At 40.0% G+C, this 14799-nt stretch carries 17 protein-coding genes; 1 reads left to right on the top strand and 16 read right to left on the bottom strand.

Annotated features, from left to right (window positions below; translation table 11 throughout):
- Positions 1-94 precede the first annotated feature (94 nt).
- A complete protein-coding gene (locus HMPREF9007_RS04570) occupies positions 95-343 on the top strand; it encodes a DUF6722 family protein (RefSeq protein WP_032850673.1) in 249 nt (82 codons plus the stop codon).
- Positions 344-672: 329 nt separating this feature from the next.
- On the opposite strand, the gene HMPREF9007_RS04575 is transcribed toward HMPREF9007_RS04570, so the two are convergent.
- The 16 genes from HMPREF9007_RS04575 to HMPREF9007_RS04625 form a co-directional block, all read right to left on the bottom strand.
- Entirely contained in the window at positions 673-2070 is a 1398-nt protein-coding gene (locus HMPREF9007_RS04575; protein ID WP_008763117.1) for a phage portal protein, read from the bottom strand.
- A 53-nt stretch (positions 2071-2123) separates the two neighbouring features.
- Positions 2124-3176 carry a hypothetical protein gene (locus tag HMPREF9007_RS04580; protein ID WP_008763116.1) on the bottom strand — a complete coding sequence of 351 codons (1053 nt, stop codon included), beginning with the start codon at positions 3174-3176 and terminating at the stop codon, positions 2124-2126.
- Position 3177: 1 nt separating this feature from the next.
- Positions 3178-5841, bottom strand: coding sequence for a hypothetical protein (locus HMPREF9007_RS0125390; protein ID WP_032850672.1), 2664 nt, complete (start codon positions 5839-5841; stop codon positions 3178-3180).
- Positions 5842-6020: 179 nt separating this feature from the next.
- Positions 6021-6980 (bottom strand): hypothetical protein, encoded by a 960-nt coding sequence (locus tag HMPREF9007_RS0125385; protein WP_032850671.1) that lies wholly within the window; start codon positions 6978-6980, stop codon positions 6021-6023.
- Positions 6981-7014: 34 nt separating this feature from the next.
- On the bottom strand, positions 7015-7722 hold the full coding sequence (locus HMPREF9007_RS04585; RefSeq protein ID WP_008763115.1) for a hypothetical protein: 708 nt from the start codon (positions 7720-7722) through the stop codon (positions 7015-7017).
- Between the two features lie 11 nt (positions 7723-7733).
- Positions 7734-9236 (bottom strand): hypothetical protein, encoded by a 1503-nt coding sequence (locus HMPREF9007_RS04590; protein ID WP_008763114.1) that lies wholly within the window; start codon positions 9234-9236, stop codon positions 7734-7736.
- Positions 9236-9379 (bottom strand): hypothetical protein, encoded by a 144-nt coding sequence (locus HMPREF9007_RS27280; RefSeq protein WP_165000540.1) that lies wholly within the window; start codon positions 9377-9379, stop codon positions 9236-9238. The genes HMPREF9007_RS04590 and HMPREF9007_RS27280 overlap by 1 nt, the downstream gene beginning before the upstream one ends.
- Positions 9380-9584: 205 nt before the next feature.
- The gene (locus tag HMPREF9007_RS04600; RefSeq protein ID WP_008763112.1) at positions 9585-9950 is read right to left on the bottom strand and encodes a hypothetical protein; all 366 of its coding nucleotides are present in this window, start codon (positions 9948-9950) and stop codon (positions 9585-9587) included.
- A 10-nt stretch (positions 9951-9960) separates the two neighbouring features.
- On the bottom strand, positions 9961-10134 hold the full coding sequence (locus HMPREF9007_RS27275; protein WP_165000539.1) for a hypothetical protein: 174 nt from the start codon (positions 10132-10134) through the stop codon (positions 9961-9963).
- Positions 10131-10427 carry a hypothetical protein gene (locus tag HMPREF9007_RS04605; RefSeq protein ID WP_008763111.1) on the bottom strand — a complete coding sequence of 99 codons (297 nt, stop codon included), beginning with the start codon at positions 10425-10427 and terminating at the stop codon, positions 10131-10133. The genes HMPREF9007_RS27275 and HMPREF9007_RS04605 overlap by 4 nt, the downstream gene beginning before the upstream one ends.
- 34 nt (positions 10428-10461) lie before the next feature.
- On the bottom strand, positions 10462-10755 hold the full coding sequence (locus tag HMPREF9007_RS04610; RefSeq protein WP_008763110.1) for a hypothetical protein: 294 nt from the start codon (positions 10753-10755) through the stop codon (positions 10462-10464).
- 3 nt (positions 10756-10758) lie between these two features.
- Positions 10759-11247: a hypothetical protein gene (locus HMPREF9007_RS04615; RefSeq protein WP_129593481.1), complete on the bottom strand. Its 489-nt coding sequence runs from the start codon at positions 11245-11247 to the stop codon at positions 10759-10761.
- Entirely contained in the window at positions 11234-11425 is a 192-nt protein-coding gene (locus HMPREF9007_RS0125380) for a hypothetical protein (protein ID WP_032850670.1), read from the bottom strand. Before HMPREF9007_RS0125380 ends, HMPREF9007_RS04615 begins: the two co-directional genes overlap by 14 nt.
- A 374-nt stretch (positions 11426-11799) precedes the next feature.
- Positions 11800-12891 carry a DUF6371 domain-containing protein gene (locus tag HMPREF9007_RS04620; protein ID WP_008763107.1) on the bottom strand — a complete coding sequence of 364 codons (1092 nt, stop codon included), beginning with the start codon at positions 12889-12891 and terminating at the stop codon, positions 11800-11802.
- Positions 12892-13285: 394 nt separating this feature from the next.
- Complete coding sequence (locus HMPREF9007_RS0125375; protein WP_128567882.1) at positions 13286-14476, bottom strand: phage/plasmid primase, P4 family; 1191 nt, start codon at positions 14474-14476, stop codon at positions 13286-13288.
- On the bottom strand, positions 14463-14792 hold the full coding sequence (locus HMPREF9007_RS04625) for a hypothetical protein (protein WP_008763106.1): 330 nt from the start codon (positions 14790-14792) through the stop codon (positions 14463-14465). The genes HMPREF9007_RS0125375 and HMPREF9007_RS04625 overlap by 14 nt, the downstream gene beginning before the upstream one ends.
- Positions 14793-14799 lie beyond the last annotated feature (7 nt).

The following is a 14799-nucleotide window of genomic DNA, read 5'->3' as shown; positions in this document are numbered from 1 at the left end:
CAAAAAGTCAAATAATTAATTTCTCTTGATTTCGTTTGATTTATTACTGCAAATGACTATCTTTGTATTTGCAATACATATACAACAGTGCAAAATGGGTAATTGGAGCGAAAGACAAGAAGAAAAAAGAGAAGGAAAGGAGAAAGAGAAGATAAGCCGGGAAACGCTCGGAAAGTATTTTTATGACTTATCAAAACTTTCTTTTACTGCTTTATTTTTAGGTGGTGGAGTATCTTTAGTATTGGATTTTCAGAACATTAATTACTGGATACTTGTTTCTTTTGGTGCTTTTACTTCTTTTATATTTGCATATATTGGCTATAAAATACTTAAAAATAAATAGTTATGAACGGATTAACGATAATATTCATGTTTACTAGCGTCGTGGGGGCTGGGATAGCAATTTGGCTTAACACCAAATCCGGTAAAAAATGGCTCAATAGCCTTTGATATAATACACTGATTCACTATATTGTGAACCCAGGTCTATAAAGGGGGGGATGTAAATAATATCAGCGTTGCCCCTTTTCTATTGCTCAAATTAGACCTACGCATGTGTAAGTGCGTAGGTTATTTTTATATCTTCATGGCACAAAAAAGAGCGACCGTTTCACAACGCCCGCCCCTTCAGAATTTTCTAAGAACATTATTATGAATAAACAACATGAATCCTTACAATGCGCTAACATTTATCGCACCCTTGTTTTCTTGCGCTACGGCTTCCTCTTCCTGAATCTGCTTTAGTGTTGCTTCCGGGTCGTTGGAATAACCGAGCGCTTTAATACTTTCTAGCTGGCTTAATATTGGTTTACCGCCGTTTGCGGTAGTAAGTTTTTCTATTTCGTTCTTCTCGTCGTTCTGGATAAACGGCGTTATGATGTTTTCAACATCTACATTATCTATCTCTTCCTTCCACTGTATATTCATCAGGGAAAGGAACGCTTTCACAATACTACTTTCACGGTCCAGAAACTCCAACCAGTTCCCCGCCTCGTCTCCGACTTTGAGATGCGCATCGGTTAGAAGTGTCTGGCGTGCATCATAGCCGATATTTCCCAAATCCTTCATCTTATCAAAGGAAATATCCGGCATCTGTGATTGCGACCAGAAGGAGTTGGTAAGCGTTTCTACATGATACTTCAGGGCTTCGATAGATTGTGCCCATGAAACATAAGAAACGTCTCCGCCGTTTTCGACACGGAACACCCTACGGCTTTCTCCTTTATCTTCTCCGCCTTTCATTCCTCCCGCAACTTTGAGGATAGGCGCACTATTGTATGCGATCACGTCACTATTGCGTGAAAGGGTGTATTCTATCTCTTTTCTGATATATGACAAATCGGCGTAGATCGCGGAATCCCTGTAGGCATAGATAGCCGGTATCTTCATAAGTGCGATAGGTTCGTTGGTGACTTCTTCCCAGAACAAGCCGTTTTCCTGTTTCCACTTGTAATGCTTTTTGTCGGTGTATGTCTCGAAATAGGTTATTTCTTTATCCAGTATCTTTTTATTGTATTCCAGTGACATAGCGAGCATGTCGCCCCGTTCGTCAAAGAGAGGGTACAGGCTGACACCGTCCATTGGTGAGTAGGTCTTGCACTTTAGTTTAAATCTGCTTCTGAATCCGTACAGGCTGTTAGGTTTTTCTACGGCATACCATATCGTACAGATTTCACACGCTGCATAATAAGCGTTTCCGCGCCTGATATTTTCCGCATCAATGCGGGCGTACTTGTATATTGCTTCAATCGCTTTTGCAATACTTTGGCGAGTTTCATTATCTTCGATGTTGTGATATACACGTTTGACCGGGATAGCGAAAGTAAATTCAGTCATTCGCCTTGTGAGAAGTTTCTCCAGTCCGAGATAGATCCGGGAAGCCTTTTCTACCGAACCATCTGTTTTTACTTTATTTTTCCGGGTGACTGTATCCGTCACTATCTCGTGCTCTTTGGGTTCATAATCCTTGATAAGTTTATCCCATGAAGGAACACAGACGGATTTCCTTTTCAATGCTTCAATGATAACATTAACCGATCCTGCGGTTAGAATTTGCTCTATTTCGTTCATAATTCGGGTGCGCTGCCTCTTCACAACGCTTGGTTTAATTCGTTACAAATATACTATTTTTTTTGTGGATAAAGGATATTATCTACTATTTCCTGATTGTCCTTAATAAAATACGGAGAAGTCCCTTTTCTTTTGGCTGCTTCGATACGGAGCGCATTTGTACCTACCCATTGTTTGAAGGCGTCCGGCACGTCCTTAACCTCGTTCACGCTGGTTGTGTCGTTCGGATCATCAAAATACCCATGCGCCCAGAACTCCTCTTCAGTTTTCATTATTGGGAGACAATAATCTTTGCAAAGCGGATGCCAGCCGACCCATTTAAAATTCTTGGGGTATTTCCCCGCCAATAGGTCGCAAATGTCCTTCTTCTTGTGCATCCCGCTTGGTTTGATTTCATAACCTACAACGAAATCCATCTGCTCCCATCTCATTTGTTCCGCTTTTCTATATGCGATGTTAATTTCAGATGCTGCAAGACGAGCACTCCTGAACTCACAGTCATGGATATCAGATGCTTTGCCATATTTCTCTTTATAGTCCTTTTGGAACGTCGGAAAGTCATTCAGATACTTACTAACCCGCTTACTAAGAGTTATTGCGCTGTAGCCCTTTTGAATAGCTGTAGATATTGTTTCCTCCAACTCTTCTTTCAGTTCTCGCGACTGGTTCCACAACTTTTGGGAAAGATTCATTCCTTCGTCTTTTCGCTGCTGGAAAGCCTTCAGGGCGTCCGAATTGGTCTGATAGTATATTTTATACTTCTCCCTGTCTATTTGTCCCGTGTAGGATCTGATAACCTTATCTGCGAGCAAGCTTTGTATCTCGTTGCTTTGTTTCCATTCTTTGGACGTCCCTTGATAGATGAGAACCTGCATATCTTCCACGAAGTTGCGCAAAAGTTTGTCTATTCCCGCTTTCGTCTGTGGATAGTCCTTAAACCGGAAAACCTTCTTTCCTTCCGGATCGTAACCGGTACGAAGTACGAGCTTTGACGCTTCGAGTGCCAAATCTTCGTATATCTGTTGCACCAGAAGTATATACTTTTGTAAACGTCGGTTTAACTCCTGATACTGCTGTTTCTGGTTGCGTATTTTAGGTTTGGCCATATTACCTGCGTGTATTTAATGCTGCTGTGTTATTTCTTACCTGTAATATATTAGCATTCATTTCTTGCAGTACTTTTGTATATTTGGCAATATCCTCTAGGTAACTGTTAGTTAATACCTGTTGGTACAACATGTTGTTTAATGTGGCATTTCCCGCCTCGTTTACACTTAACAACGCGCTTGTTACCTGATTGAGCAATACAAGTTGATTTTTGCTTTCTTCCCCGGAAATTTGTAAAGCAGTGAAGCGTCCGTTCAACTCGTCAGCAGAATCCTGAGACATCGTGGCAAATCCTTTCTTGGAAGATTCCTGAGAAGTAGATGTGCCGCCAACAATGGCATCTATATTTTTTGCTTCTTCTGTAGCGGATCTTATTATATCATTCCAATCATTTCTAAGATCGCTTATCTCTTCTGCTGTTAGATCCAACTTTCCATTATTATCACTATCAGCCAAAAGGGTATATTTCTTATAAAATTCTTGCGCCTTACCTCTTAACTGATCTATAACAAATGACTGCAACAAAGCATTACGCATTATCTCCTCAAAATCGTCTCCAAAGTCGGCAATTCCTCTCTTTCCGCCTTTCAACCCCTCCAAAATAGCTTCTTCTATACTCTGGGATGTTGCTTGAAATAAATCTTTATTTAAAGTTTCTTCTAAATCCTTTGCCTGATCGTTCAACTCAACAAACTTATCTATGGCTTCTTGCATCCATTCAGGCAACTTAGACCAGATGTCGGCATTGCTTTTCATAGCCCATATTGCCTCTTCGGATATGAGCTTATTTTCTAAATCATACCCACCGTTCTCATTTATGAAATCAAAAATTTCTTTAGCTTGTAGACCGCCAAAATTTTGTTCTAATAGTTTATTAGAAAATTTCCCAGAATAAAAAAGCTGATATAGTCCAAATGTTGTACTATCAACATCACCGACAGGCAAAGATTTGACTATATCTTCGTACGCTTTTTTTCTAGCCTCTTCAAGTGTAGTTAATGATTTGCCGGCTATTTCAAAATAATCATTTGCTGTAGCCTCTTTTAATAGCTCCAAATATCGTTCGACTTGATAATTAATAGAATCCCAATATCCTTCTTGCCTGCGCTGGTATTCAAGATTACGGGCTTGTTCTTCGGCGGTAGAATCAAAAGCATTCATTACAGTACCTATTAGGGTAGTTACGATTCCAACGATTCCGCCTATCCCCTTTATAGTATCACCTGCCGATTTTTCACCTGTTTTACCGAATACCTCAAAAGCTGTGATGCCATCCTCTATAACATCTACTGCCTTTTGGATACCTTCACCCAGTTCATTAGAAAAAGTATTTCCAAGAGAAGATAGAGAAGCCCCTAATGTTGAAATATTACTCTTTATAGACTCGCTAGCCTGTTCTACATTACTCCATGAAGTTGAAGCTCCTTGTTTATCACCCTTCTTTATTGCTTTCTGATACTTTTCATATTCTTCTTTCAATGTCTTGAAAGGGTTGCGAGCTATGAGATTTTGACGAGCATTATTTATAGTATCCATCATGGCTTTCATATCCGTAGCCGACAAGTTTGTAGTTTTGACAAGTTGCTCAGCATCAGATAATAGTTTTTCAAGTGTATCTGTAGACAATGCGTTTATATCTCCCATTAACATTTTCCAAATGCCGGAATCTTCGATTTCGCTTTTTGAGATAGAAGTAATTGCTCGTTTTTTTTGTTTATTCAGCTCTTTTAAAGCATTTGCATATTGTTCTTTTTCAGAATCATTTTGAGCCTTAGACATACCTTCTTTAAGCTTCTTTTCATCATTGAGAAACTGCTTTTCTACGGCTATACGTTGGGCTGTATAATCTTGGTACTTAGAAAGGACTTCTTTATAATATTTAGCTACATCATTAGCTTGTCCTTTTAAGGTGTCTTGGTTGATTGAATCAAGTGCGGAAGTATCTACCGAAACACTGGCAGAATCAAACGTTTTCTTTTTATATCCTTTGGTCTTTTTGGCTTTTAGCTCCTCTTGCTCATCAAAGACTTTTTTCTGATATTCGATTTCCGTGCGTATGTAGTCTTCTCTTTGGCGTTTCAAATCTTGGATTTCCTTCTTGTTATCCAAGGCTCTTTGCGCCCGTATTTTGGCTTCTCCTTCCTCCATCGCATTAATACGAGCTTGGAAAGCCTGATTTTCCAAATCTTCTTCTTTACGTCTTCTCTCAATGGCTTGTTTATCCAAAAGCTCGGCTATTTTATTTTGCTGGTCTACGATGGAATTGTAGTTTTTATCTGTATCTTCATACTTTCCGCCTAATCCGGATACAGTTACTAATTTTTCAAGAGCTTTAGACGATTTTTGATAAGAATCTTGTAGGTTTTCTTGTATTGCGATTTCTCTATCAGTTTCTTTTATTCGGTCCTTAATTCCCTCAATTTCTTTAGCTAATCCGGCATAACTTTCCGGTCTGGCTCTCATTTGGGAAAGTTGTTGAACTGTGGCTTCTTTTGCTACTAATTCTTGTTCTAATCTCTGTTTTGTAATATAAGCTATATTTTTGGAGACGCCAGCCTGAAATGATTTGTACCAATTCTTTGCTATCTGATCAGCTGCCGCTGTAGCTTTCGCATTTGCTATAATTTGGCTAGTCTGTTCTTTTATAGCTTTTGGAAACTTCACCGTTTTTTTATAGATTCATCTGATAGATTTTTTCAGATGCTCAGGATAAGACCTTTTTAGCTCTTTTACTGCGTTATTTCTTTCTTTTGTAGATTTTAGTTACATCTGTTGCAATCTTATATAGACTGTTAAGTTTGGTAACTTCGCCTGCACTCTGTTCTATAGATGTTGATAGAACATTATTCAAGTCTCTTAATTGAGTGTACAATTTTTTTAAGGGTCTTTTCAGCCTTTTTTGATGTTCCTATCCAATCAAATATCTTATCACCAAAAGCCACGAACAACGTAGTTAATACCGCCAAAATAGGACCGGTACCAGTTAGAGATTTGAGCAACTGTTTCCAAACAGGCGTAGCAGTCTTCCCGGCTGCTATCATTTCCTGATATTCTTTTCTTGCAGCCGCCAATGCATCTTGGAATGGCCCAATATTGTTAGAGATAGCTAGAAAGAACATTTGTGGCCCCATTGCCAAAGATGGCAATTCACGTGCGATCTGCGTGATGCTGAATCCTAAAGCGTCAAATCTGGTCTTTGCCCCGGATGCGTACTTGTCCATAGACAAAGAAGCGTTATCCAATTGCGTTTGGGTTTCCTGTAGGTTCTTCAACAGTGCCGCGCCTTCGGTCCCTTCCCGTTGGGCTTTGGAAAGGTTCATGTAGTCAGTCGTCAACATCAGCACCTTTGCATGAAGCCCTGCGATAGAATCCGCTGCAATCTTGGTTGTAGTCGTCTCGGATTCGAGTGCCGCCCGGCTTTCATTAATGCCTTTAGCCAGCTCTTCATGTAGAACGGTTAACCGGGCTTGTGACTGAATATATGCGTTCAAGTCAATATCCCCATCTTCATACAGGGAATTTAATCCCGCCTGCATCTTCTCTACTTGCTGAAGGCTTAATATATTCTCTTGTATCTCTTTCACGTATTTTTGGGCGTCTTTTGACATGTTGTCGAACGCCTCCCGACTCTGTTGGTCTAACCGTTTGAAGTTCTCACCCAGCAAAGAAAAATCAATCCCTGCGCTAAGGTCTATCTTTGTATTTTTTCTGTTGTAGACCTTCTTTAGTTCGGTTTGTATCTGATTGATCTTTTTTAATACGTCCTGATTATCTCCTGTGAAAGTAAATTTTAATCCTGCCATAATGGTACAATTTAAAGATTGATATAAAAATGATTTAATCCCAACGCATAGCCTTGATTTTCGCCATGTTTGCCGGGTCGTCTGCGTTTATAACTGTTCCGATATGTTTCAGATGTGCTTTCTTTCGCTCTTCATCTGTCAAGTAGGCACTATCTGGGCGATCGTTGAACAACATCAGCAGATTATTATAGCTGATTTCCCACATGACATAATCAAACGACCATCCGTAACGCTCGCACGCAAAATCTATCAGTGTGCCCCAGATAGAATGTCCACCGAACGCAACGGTATTATTACTGTTTTTTACCTGGGCTATCTTCCGCCGGTTCTCGTTGTCTCGGTCTATACCGAAATGTTTGATAAGATCGGAAACGGTGGTGTCTGAAATAACAGTCAAAAGCAGCGTCGCCAGTTCATCAGCTTCCAGTTTGGAAAGAACGGAAATACGTTCTTTTATGCAGGCTTCGTTCTGTACTTCCTCTTTCAGTCGTAGGGTACAATATGCGAGCAACTGCAAAACTATCTCTTTGTTTTCCTCGCATACCCTCAAAGCTTCTTCCAGGGGGGCTGCTTTTGAGCATTCAGAATTGATTGACAACTTTCTTTTCAGTCGATCAATAAGCAATGTCTTTCCCAAGGTAGGGGGATAGATACTATATTTTTTATTATTTACCTCAAATACTACCGGCGCATCTGTCAACGTGTCCAGTATCAGGGATTCAGTGTTTATATAATTATCCATTTACTATAAATTTATAGAAAATCCTGTAATAATTCCGCATCATCCTTGTATGTGAATGAATACGGGTAAAATGTCTCTGAAAGCGCGTCCATGTAGTCGGGTGAACGCTTGATGCGCTTCTTTATCTCTTCCTTTGGCTCTATGAGTATCTTTCCGTCGCTCCTGAATTTCCACTTTGTTTCGGTTGCTTCTTCCGTGAACTGGTCGCACGGCGGCAACATCGGGAAGAAGTTATTTTTCGGGTCCAGCCAGTCACGCAAAGCCCAATACAAATACGCGCGCATGTTGGCGAAACTGTATTCACCCGTTATATCATGCAGTCCTTTCGCTCCTTGTGAGTTTTTAACGGAAAATATGTTTCTTATCCCTTGCTCCACTAGGCGGGAATACACGCCCGCACCTTCCCCGATAGTGTCGATAAAGATAATATCCCTATCCGTCCTTTTGTATGAAAGTGCTTTGCCTACAACGTGCATGTGACTTGCTTTGCCTGCGGACTGGAACACGTCGAACTGCGAAACATAGTTCCCATACCGGGGACAAAACACACTGTTATCGCGTCCCATGCCGGCAACATCAACACCAAGTTTACAAGATTTACGCGGTCTATACGGGTGGTTCTCCTGCCAACGTTTATTGGCAATCTCGATCCATTCGTAGGGGATGAGCACATCTTCCGCAACTTTGGGGAACATTCCGCGTACTTTGATGCGAAACAGATCGTTAGGTCGGTACAAGTTGTTCTCAAAGAGAAAATCCCCCTCGCCTTCGTTATATTCTTCTTTCGTGATAGGGGTACACCAGTGTTTAACTTTGTCCTCTACCCATTCGTAATTAACTTGTCCGGGGATAATCTCCCTTTTTGCCGTTACGTTGGTTGCATTCAGGGAATCGAGACGGAATTTTGCGAAACGATCCGATTTCATGGCATTTGCTGCATAACCTGTAGTAATGTTGGGATTGAATACAAGCAAAAGGCGTGAGTTTCCCTGTAGGTTTCCTTCTATCGCACTAAATATCGTTTCAGATACGCCGGAAGCTTCAGTAATGACAAACATAACGTTTGCCGCATGGAACCCCGACCAAACTTCTTGGTTTTTGTTGTCTGCCTTGAATCCGGTTAGAAAATATTCCTCGTAGTCCGTGCGAATGTCATTTGCAACCAGTCGCCCCGGCAATATACCGGCGTTACGGAACAGTCTTCTAACTTCCGGAGTCATGATGTTTTCTACCTGTCTTTGACTAGGTGCGGATAGGGCTATCTTTGTATTACGGATTAAATTTCCGTCGTCGTCCCATTCGGGCGTAAGATACATAAAGCATAAGGCAGCACAAGCTGCCACAAAATCTTTGCCACGACTCGTGCCGCTGGCTAGAGCGGTCATGGGATTCTTTTGCACCGAACGCAACACGGCTTTCTGTTCTTCGTCCAGATTAGCCCGTAGAACGTCAGATGCAAAAGCGCACCAATCACTGCGCCATTCTGCCAGATATTTTAATGCTATATCGTCCATCAGTCACAAACTACCGGGAAATCATCGTCTTCTTCAATCTGTTGTTGTAGTTCTTCTTCCGCACATATGTATGCAAAACCGTTGATGTCAAACTTTACTGGCTTGTTGAAGAACTCGCATTCGTTATCTCTTATTGCTACCATAACGTCCCACTTTGATAGACATTCAGGAAGGATAAAAGAACGATAAGCCTTGCATCTCCAAACCCATCCCAAAGACTCATCAAAGACCTTCCGTTTATGGGAACACATATCACATATTGCCATATACAAGGATTTTAAACGGCGTCCCTGCCTGCCATCGTATGAAGGTATTTTTTATTTATGCAGGCAGAAACAACCGTTGATTCTACCAACCACCTTTAGCGATAGCAATAACTTCATCATTTGACATAACACCGTCTTCACCCTCAGGAGGATCTATGCCAAGTATTTCACGAATCTCTTTACAATCATCTTCCTCACGTTTCTTTTCCTTTGCTGATTGATAAGTTGTACCGCGAGCAATGGCAATAACTTCATCTTCCGGCAACGCTTCCGCCTGTTTCAATTCTTCTTTCAAGGCTTTAATACTGCGATTGTATTTTAGTACATAATCAAATGCACTTTGACCGTTAGGCAATTTATCACCTTTGATACTTTGATGAAGGTAGAGCGCATCCAAACACTCCTGTTTCTTCTTCAATTCCGCTTTAATCTCTTCTACTGTTCTCATATTGATATAATTAATCGTTAGTACTCTTGTTGTCCGTCCGCCGTTTAATCAGTTCGGCAAACCAAGTGTTTTGCGCCTGGTTCTGCTCCTTCTTCAACGCCGGTATATCGTCCGTATTGATGACGCCCTTTTGCAGCCATTTAAGAAGAATAATCTTTATTTCACGGTTTATCGGTATTCTCATTCTTCTTCGTCTTTAGTGATACGGTTTATCAGTTCGTCCAGTTGTTCATCAGTAAGCCGTGAAAAGTCTATTTGTGTAGATACGGAAGATTTACGCGGTAAAACATAATTAAGCAGTTTCTCAAAAATCTTCAAACGCTCTTTAGGTTCCAATGACTTCATATCTTTCTGAATCTGTTTCAGGTTGGAACTAATCAGCTTTTGAACCCAGTTTTGAATCTCTGCTGTAGATTTGTTTCTAGAGCCTAGCGGGCGACCTTTGGGGTTATTACTCTTTCCGTTTACGCTTCCCATTTAGTAAATATTAGTTATTTTCTAAATGTTTACATTATTCATAACGGAAGATTTTCTTTAAATCTACCCATACTTTCCAGATGTTTTCACGGTTTACTACCAGTTTCTCCGATTCAAGACGCTTTGAAATGCCTTTTGCATCTATGTTGAACTCGTAGTAGTTAACAGGAGACGATAAGATTTTGCGGCATGTCATGTAGAACTCTTCCGCCTCTTCGTATGAAAGCACATATACGCCTTGTTCGTGATGTAGGAACACGTTTTGCGTCTTTGGCATGTTCTCAACTCGGAACGTTACCTTTCTCTCTTTTCTTGTTTCTTTCTTCATAAATCAAATCATTTGAATTTTATTAATATCGTTTTCTATTTGGTCTTTCAAAGCTTTTTCCATATACCTCCATTCTTCTACAGCAAAAAGATGAGCACCTGCAAGAACATTTTTATTTTCTAGCGCTTCAACCTTATCGGCATAATTCATTCCGGCTACTATGACTAGCGCAAAACTGTTATCTCTTGCTACTTCTGCCACTGTTTCTTGCAAGAACTTTTCCCCGTCGGATCGTCCTTTGCTTCCGTCGCCTTTAGGTGCTGTTGTAGGCATAAATCCACCTCGTTGTACGGATTGTCCGTTATACAAAACCATATAGCCAACAGAGCTACGCAGGTTTCCTGTGTAATCCTTCCAGCTTTCTTCAGGGGTACGGTCACGTACATACGTAACACATTCTTCACCAAGCTTAGAAAGAGCTTGGATCGTGTCATGTTTGATTATCTCCGCACATTTGGCAATATATTCCGCTGCTAGATCAAAGCTTTTCATCTGCATCCTGTTTTTGTTTCTTCGCCAGCCTGTCGGCTGCTTCTTTGATTTTCCCGGAGAATGTACGGGCGAACGTGATACTTAAATCCCGGTAGGTGTTTCCGATATACAAGCGGATTTTATCACCATTTTCACACAAACGGAGATTGCCGGGAGGAGCCGTATATGTTTTTTCCATGATGTTTTGTTTATAGAAGACACTGGGAACCGTTTTTTTTGACGACAAAGCCACTTTTCCGCATGGATATACAAAGTATCATCCATGCGGAAAAGTGGCTTAAATCGCCTTAGAAAGATTTATGATCGGGAAACGAAAAAAAAGAGACTTATTTCTGTTCATAACTTTACGGTTCCGTGCATCTTCACACGGTTAATAAAACAAAAGGGCGATTAACCTTTGCTCACATAAATGCGGGGACTAGCATCAGTTAAAACACCCTCAGAATTTATATCTTTATGAGAATGTCCCTATTCTCCTGATTTTCTGAATGCAAATATAATATATTTTTGCAAAATAACACTATGATTCAACCATGAAAATTTCAACTTTAATTAGACAATAAGCTTTAAATCAAATGTATCAATTAATATCTGTAGAAATGGATTCATTTCTGTCATGTATCGCAACATTTTTTCAGTTTCAGTAAATTCAGTCTTTACTATCATAACAGTATCTGACATTTCTGTCTCCACAGATAACTGCCTAATAAGCCAGTCCGCCAAATCTATTTTATTGGTTCTGTCTACATCACTAGCGTTCTTTTCTAGTAGATCGGAGACCACCACTTTGCAGCCGATTGCCTCAACCTCTTTAGCCTTATCACTCCAATACTCGAAGCCGTCTACATCCGGAAACATGATAACAGTTCTTCCTTGCAGTACCTTTAGTTTATCAATAGAGAGTTGAGATTTCCCTCCGGTAGCCAGCCAAATATATTCAGGATAAACACCAGAAGCGATTAGAGCACTTTTTTCTGATTCAACTAAAGCGACCACTTTATCTGGGTACATTCTCAGAAGATGCTCACCAAACAAGCATTGTACTAGATTGAAATCTTCAGGTAACAAGCCCTGTCTTTTCATTATTGAATGAATCCAGTTAATACCTCCACCGTCTTTAATCCTATGCCCAGTATTCGGGTCATACTTCATCACCTTACCGGTTCTTACCTTTCCTTTGATGTCTATCTGCCAGTAAATCACACTACCGCCTTTTGTAGCTCCTAATGCGTAATCCTGCATCATTTTCTCAATAGTGGGTGATTCAAGCGTATAGCGGTCAAACAAGCCACATAAGAAGTAGATAAATGAACTATTATAACTTACTGACTTTTCCACATATGAAAATGGAATATATCCCGTTTCCCGTTGCGATTCCTGTATCGGATTCCGGAATGTCTTCTGTTTGACGGGATCGGTAAACCGATCCTTCTCTACCGGATTATCAATAAAGAACTGTTTAGGCGTATAATGATAGCCGCACCCGCTTTCATGGTTACATCTGCCTACTGCCTTGTCTATCACTTCTCCAGTGTTACCGTCCAAGTAATAAGCGAATGAATGAGGATCACCACATTTCGGGCATTTATGACGGGATGATTTCCCGGTGTATTTTTCTAAATATGGTTGAATATAGATGTTCATATTATTAACTTTTTACATATTCTAACTAGAAAATAAAATGTTTTATTTCATCGTCATATTCGTCATGTGCGTCATACTCATATCTCTTTTTCATGACTGATATGACGCAAATGACGCAAGAATAAAACTTTATTTTTTTGCTATTCGCGAATTGCATAGATAATACGTCCGTTCATTTTCTTCTCACCATCAAATCCAAGCATTCTCAATCTTTCCGAGAAGGTTCTGATACTCACAGACTTATAAGCATTATCTAGAGAATAAGCTTTATATTCATCGTATATTGCTTTTAACGAGTAACTACTTCGATAAGATGGAACATAACTATATTCACCCACATACATTGCCACACTATCTGATTCCATCCGATACTTATCTATCTGCTCCTTCACCTTTATTGATTGTGTAAACTTTTATTAACCAGCAACCTTCGTAGGCCTTCTAATATCCAATTGAAAACTCCAGAGAGTTCTTGACCTATAATTTTGTTTGCTAATTCGGGGTCTTGCTCTTCAGGTGGAATGGTCTCGCTAAATGGAATAATGATAAAGCGTCGGAAGAAAGCATTTGTCTGTTCTACCTCTTTGGGAAGCTCATTGCAATTAAACATCAACTTCCCATAATCAGTCATGACAAACGGCTTACCGTAAATCTGTCTAGCTTCTACAGGTTCACCTGACACTAATTGCTTAAATATTGAGGCTTCCAATTTCCCGTTGATCTCACTGGCATAATTTAATAACTTATTAGCTAACTCTGCACGCTGATAGCTATCGTATTTAGTTAGATTCTGCAATGAATAGGAACAAATATTCTCTGTGCCTAGAATTGCGTTTATAATCTCAAAGAACACGCTTTTCCCGTTAGCACCACTTCCATATAGAATAACAGCCTTCTCTAGTTTTAAATTATTGATGAATATGTATCCTAGGTATTCAGCCAATACCTTACGACAATCTTCATCCGGTAAAACACGCAGGAGATACTTGTCAAATACTGGACATACAGATTTCGGATCATATTCAAATGAAAGCTGATATTTGATGAAGTCGTCCCTGTCAAATTCTCTAAGTCCTTGCCAATCTGGAGATATTTCAAATGTACCATTTTTTAAGTTAATAAGTACTTTATTTCCTCTAGTGGGTGGTTGAAGGTTAGCCTCTGATAAAAACTGCTTGTATAGTTCATCCTTAAACATATGATACTTTGATTCCATCACAGGAACACCCATTCTCATCGCGGCTTTTGCAAGAAAGGGTTTGAAATCATCTGCGCCCACCGGTTGCCAGTACTCACCGTTAAAGATATAGATAAATCCATCACGGGTAGCTAATCCCCAGTTGTTAGCAGTGGCTACATCTAGCACTTCGTCAACGGTAACAACCACGTAAATCTTCCGTGATATCTTTCCTTCATCTGGCAATCCTGACTTTGCCTGAAAGTCTATGGATTTAATCTGCTCTAATAACTCTGTGAGAACTGCCTCGCATGTTCCCGGCTTAGGAGTTCTGTACTTGCGTTCAGCTGTACTAACGCAACGTTTTAGTTCGTCACCTATTACATCCTTTAAATTAAATGCTTTCATCGAAAACTATATTTAATTGCCTATCACTTATATTTTTCCACATAGCAGGATCGGCAGAATAATGTTTGGCCATCCTACGAGTGTGTTTATCTCTAGCTCTGAATACAGCTTGCAATAGGTTCATCTTTTCCAAATCACGAATATAGTAGGTGATACAATTTCGAAGGATACCAATTTCCAACATACAATCTAAAGAAGTTCCTGTTGTATATCGAAAGTAATTGTACACCTTGTTTATTCCCTTTTCTTTTTCTATCTTTGCCTCATCATCATGGAATTGGGTGGTTGTGGAGACTGCCCTTTTTCTTTTTTCCATAGCCTAC

This window comes from Bacteroides sp. 1_1_14 (genome assembly GCF_000162515.1).
Classification (GTDB): Bacteria; Bacteroidota; Bacteroidia; order Bacteroidales; family Bacteroidaceae; genus Bacteroides; species Bacteroides thetaiotaomicron.
Note: the sequence above shows the minus strand (reverse complement) of the source record. Positions and strands in the feature narration are given on the sequence as shown.

What these genes read in the sequence shown, in the direction of transcription:
- HMPREF9007_RS04570 (WP_032850673.1), top strand. Translation starts at nt 95, where the DNA reads ATGGGTAATTGGAGCGAAAGACAAGAAGAAAAAAGAGAAGGAAAGGAG.
- HMPREF9007_RS04575 (WP_008763117.1), bottom strand. Translation starts at nt 2,070, where the DNA reads ATGAACGAAATAGAGCAAATTCTAACCGCAGGATCGGTTAATGTTATC.
- HMPREF9007_RS04580 (WP_008763116.1), bottom strand. Translation starts at nt 3,176, where the DNA reads ATGGCCAAACCTAAAATACGCAACCAGAAACAGCAGTATCAGGAGTTA.
- HMPREF9007_RS0125385 (WP_032850671.1), bottom strand. Translation starts at nt 6,980, where the DNA reads ATGGCAGGATTAAAATTTACTTTCACAGGAGATAATCAGGACGTATTA.
- HMPREF9007_RS04585 (WP_008763115.1), bottom strand. Translation starts at nt 7,722, where the DNA reads ATGGATAATTATATAAACACTGAATCCCTGATACTGGACACGTTGACA.
- HMPREF9007_RS04590 (WP_008763114.1), bottom strand. Translation starts at nt 9,236, where the DNA reads ATGGACGATATAGCATTAAAATATCTGGCAGAATGGCGCAGTGATTGG.
- HMPREF9007_RS27280 (WP_165000540.1), bottom strand. Translation starts at nt 9,379, where the DNA reads ATGGTAGCAATAAGAGATAACGAATGCGAGTTCTTCAACAAGCCAGTA.
- HMPREF9007_RS04600 (WP_008763112.1), bottom strand. Translation starts at nt 9,950, where the DNA reads ATGAGAACAGTAGAAGAGATTAAAGCGGAATTGAAGAAGAAACAGGAG.
- HMPREF9007_RS27275 (WP_165000539.1), bottom strand. Translation starts at nt 10,134, where the DNA reads ATGAGAATACCGATAAACCGTGAAATAAAGATTATTCTTCTTAAATGG.
- HMPREF9007_RS04605 (WP_008763111.1), bottom strand. Translation starts at nt 10,427, where the DNA reads ATGGGAAGCGTAAACGGAAAGAGTAATAACCCCAAAGGTCGCCCGCTA.
- HMPREF9007_RS04610 (WP_008763110.1), bottom strand. Translation starts at nt 10,755, where the DNA reads ATGAAGAAAGAAACAAGAAAAGAGAGAAAGGTAACGTTCCGAGTTGAG.
- HMPREF9007_RS04615 (WP_129593481.1), bottom strand. Translation starts at nt 11,247, where the DNA reads ATGAAAAGCTTTGATCTAGCAGCGGAATATATTGCCAAATGTGCGGAG.
- HMPREF9007_RS0125380 (WP_032850670.1), bottom strand. Translation starts at nt 11,425, where the DNA reads ATGGAAAAAACATATACGGCTCCTCCCGGCAATCTCCGTTTGTGTGAA.
- HMPREF9007_RS04620 (WP_008763107.1), bottom strand. Translation starts at nt 12,891, where the DNA reads ATGAACATCTATATTCAACCATATTTAGAAAAATACACCGGGAAATCA.
- HMPREF9007_RS0125375 (WP_128567882.1), bottom strand. Translation starts at nt 14,476, where the DNA reads ATGAAAGCATTTAATTTAAAGGATGTAATAGGTGACGAACTAAAACGT.
- HMPREF9007_RS04625 (WP_008763106.1), bottom strand. Translation starts at nt 14,792, where the DNA reads ATGGAAAAAAGAAAAAGGGCAGTCTCCACAACCACCCAATTCCATGAT.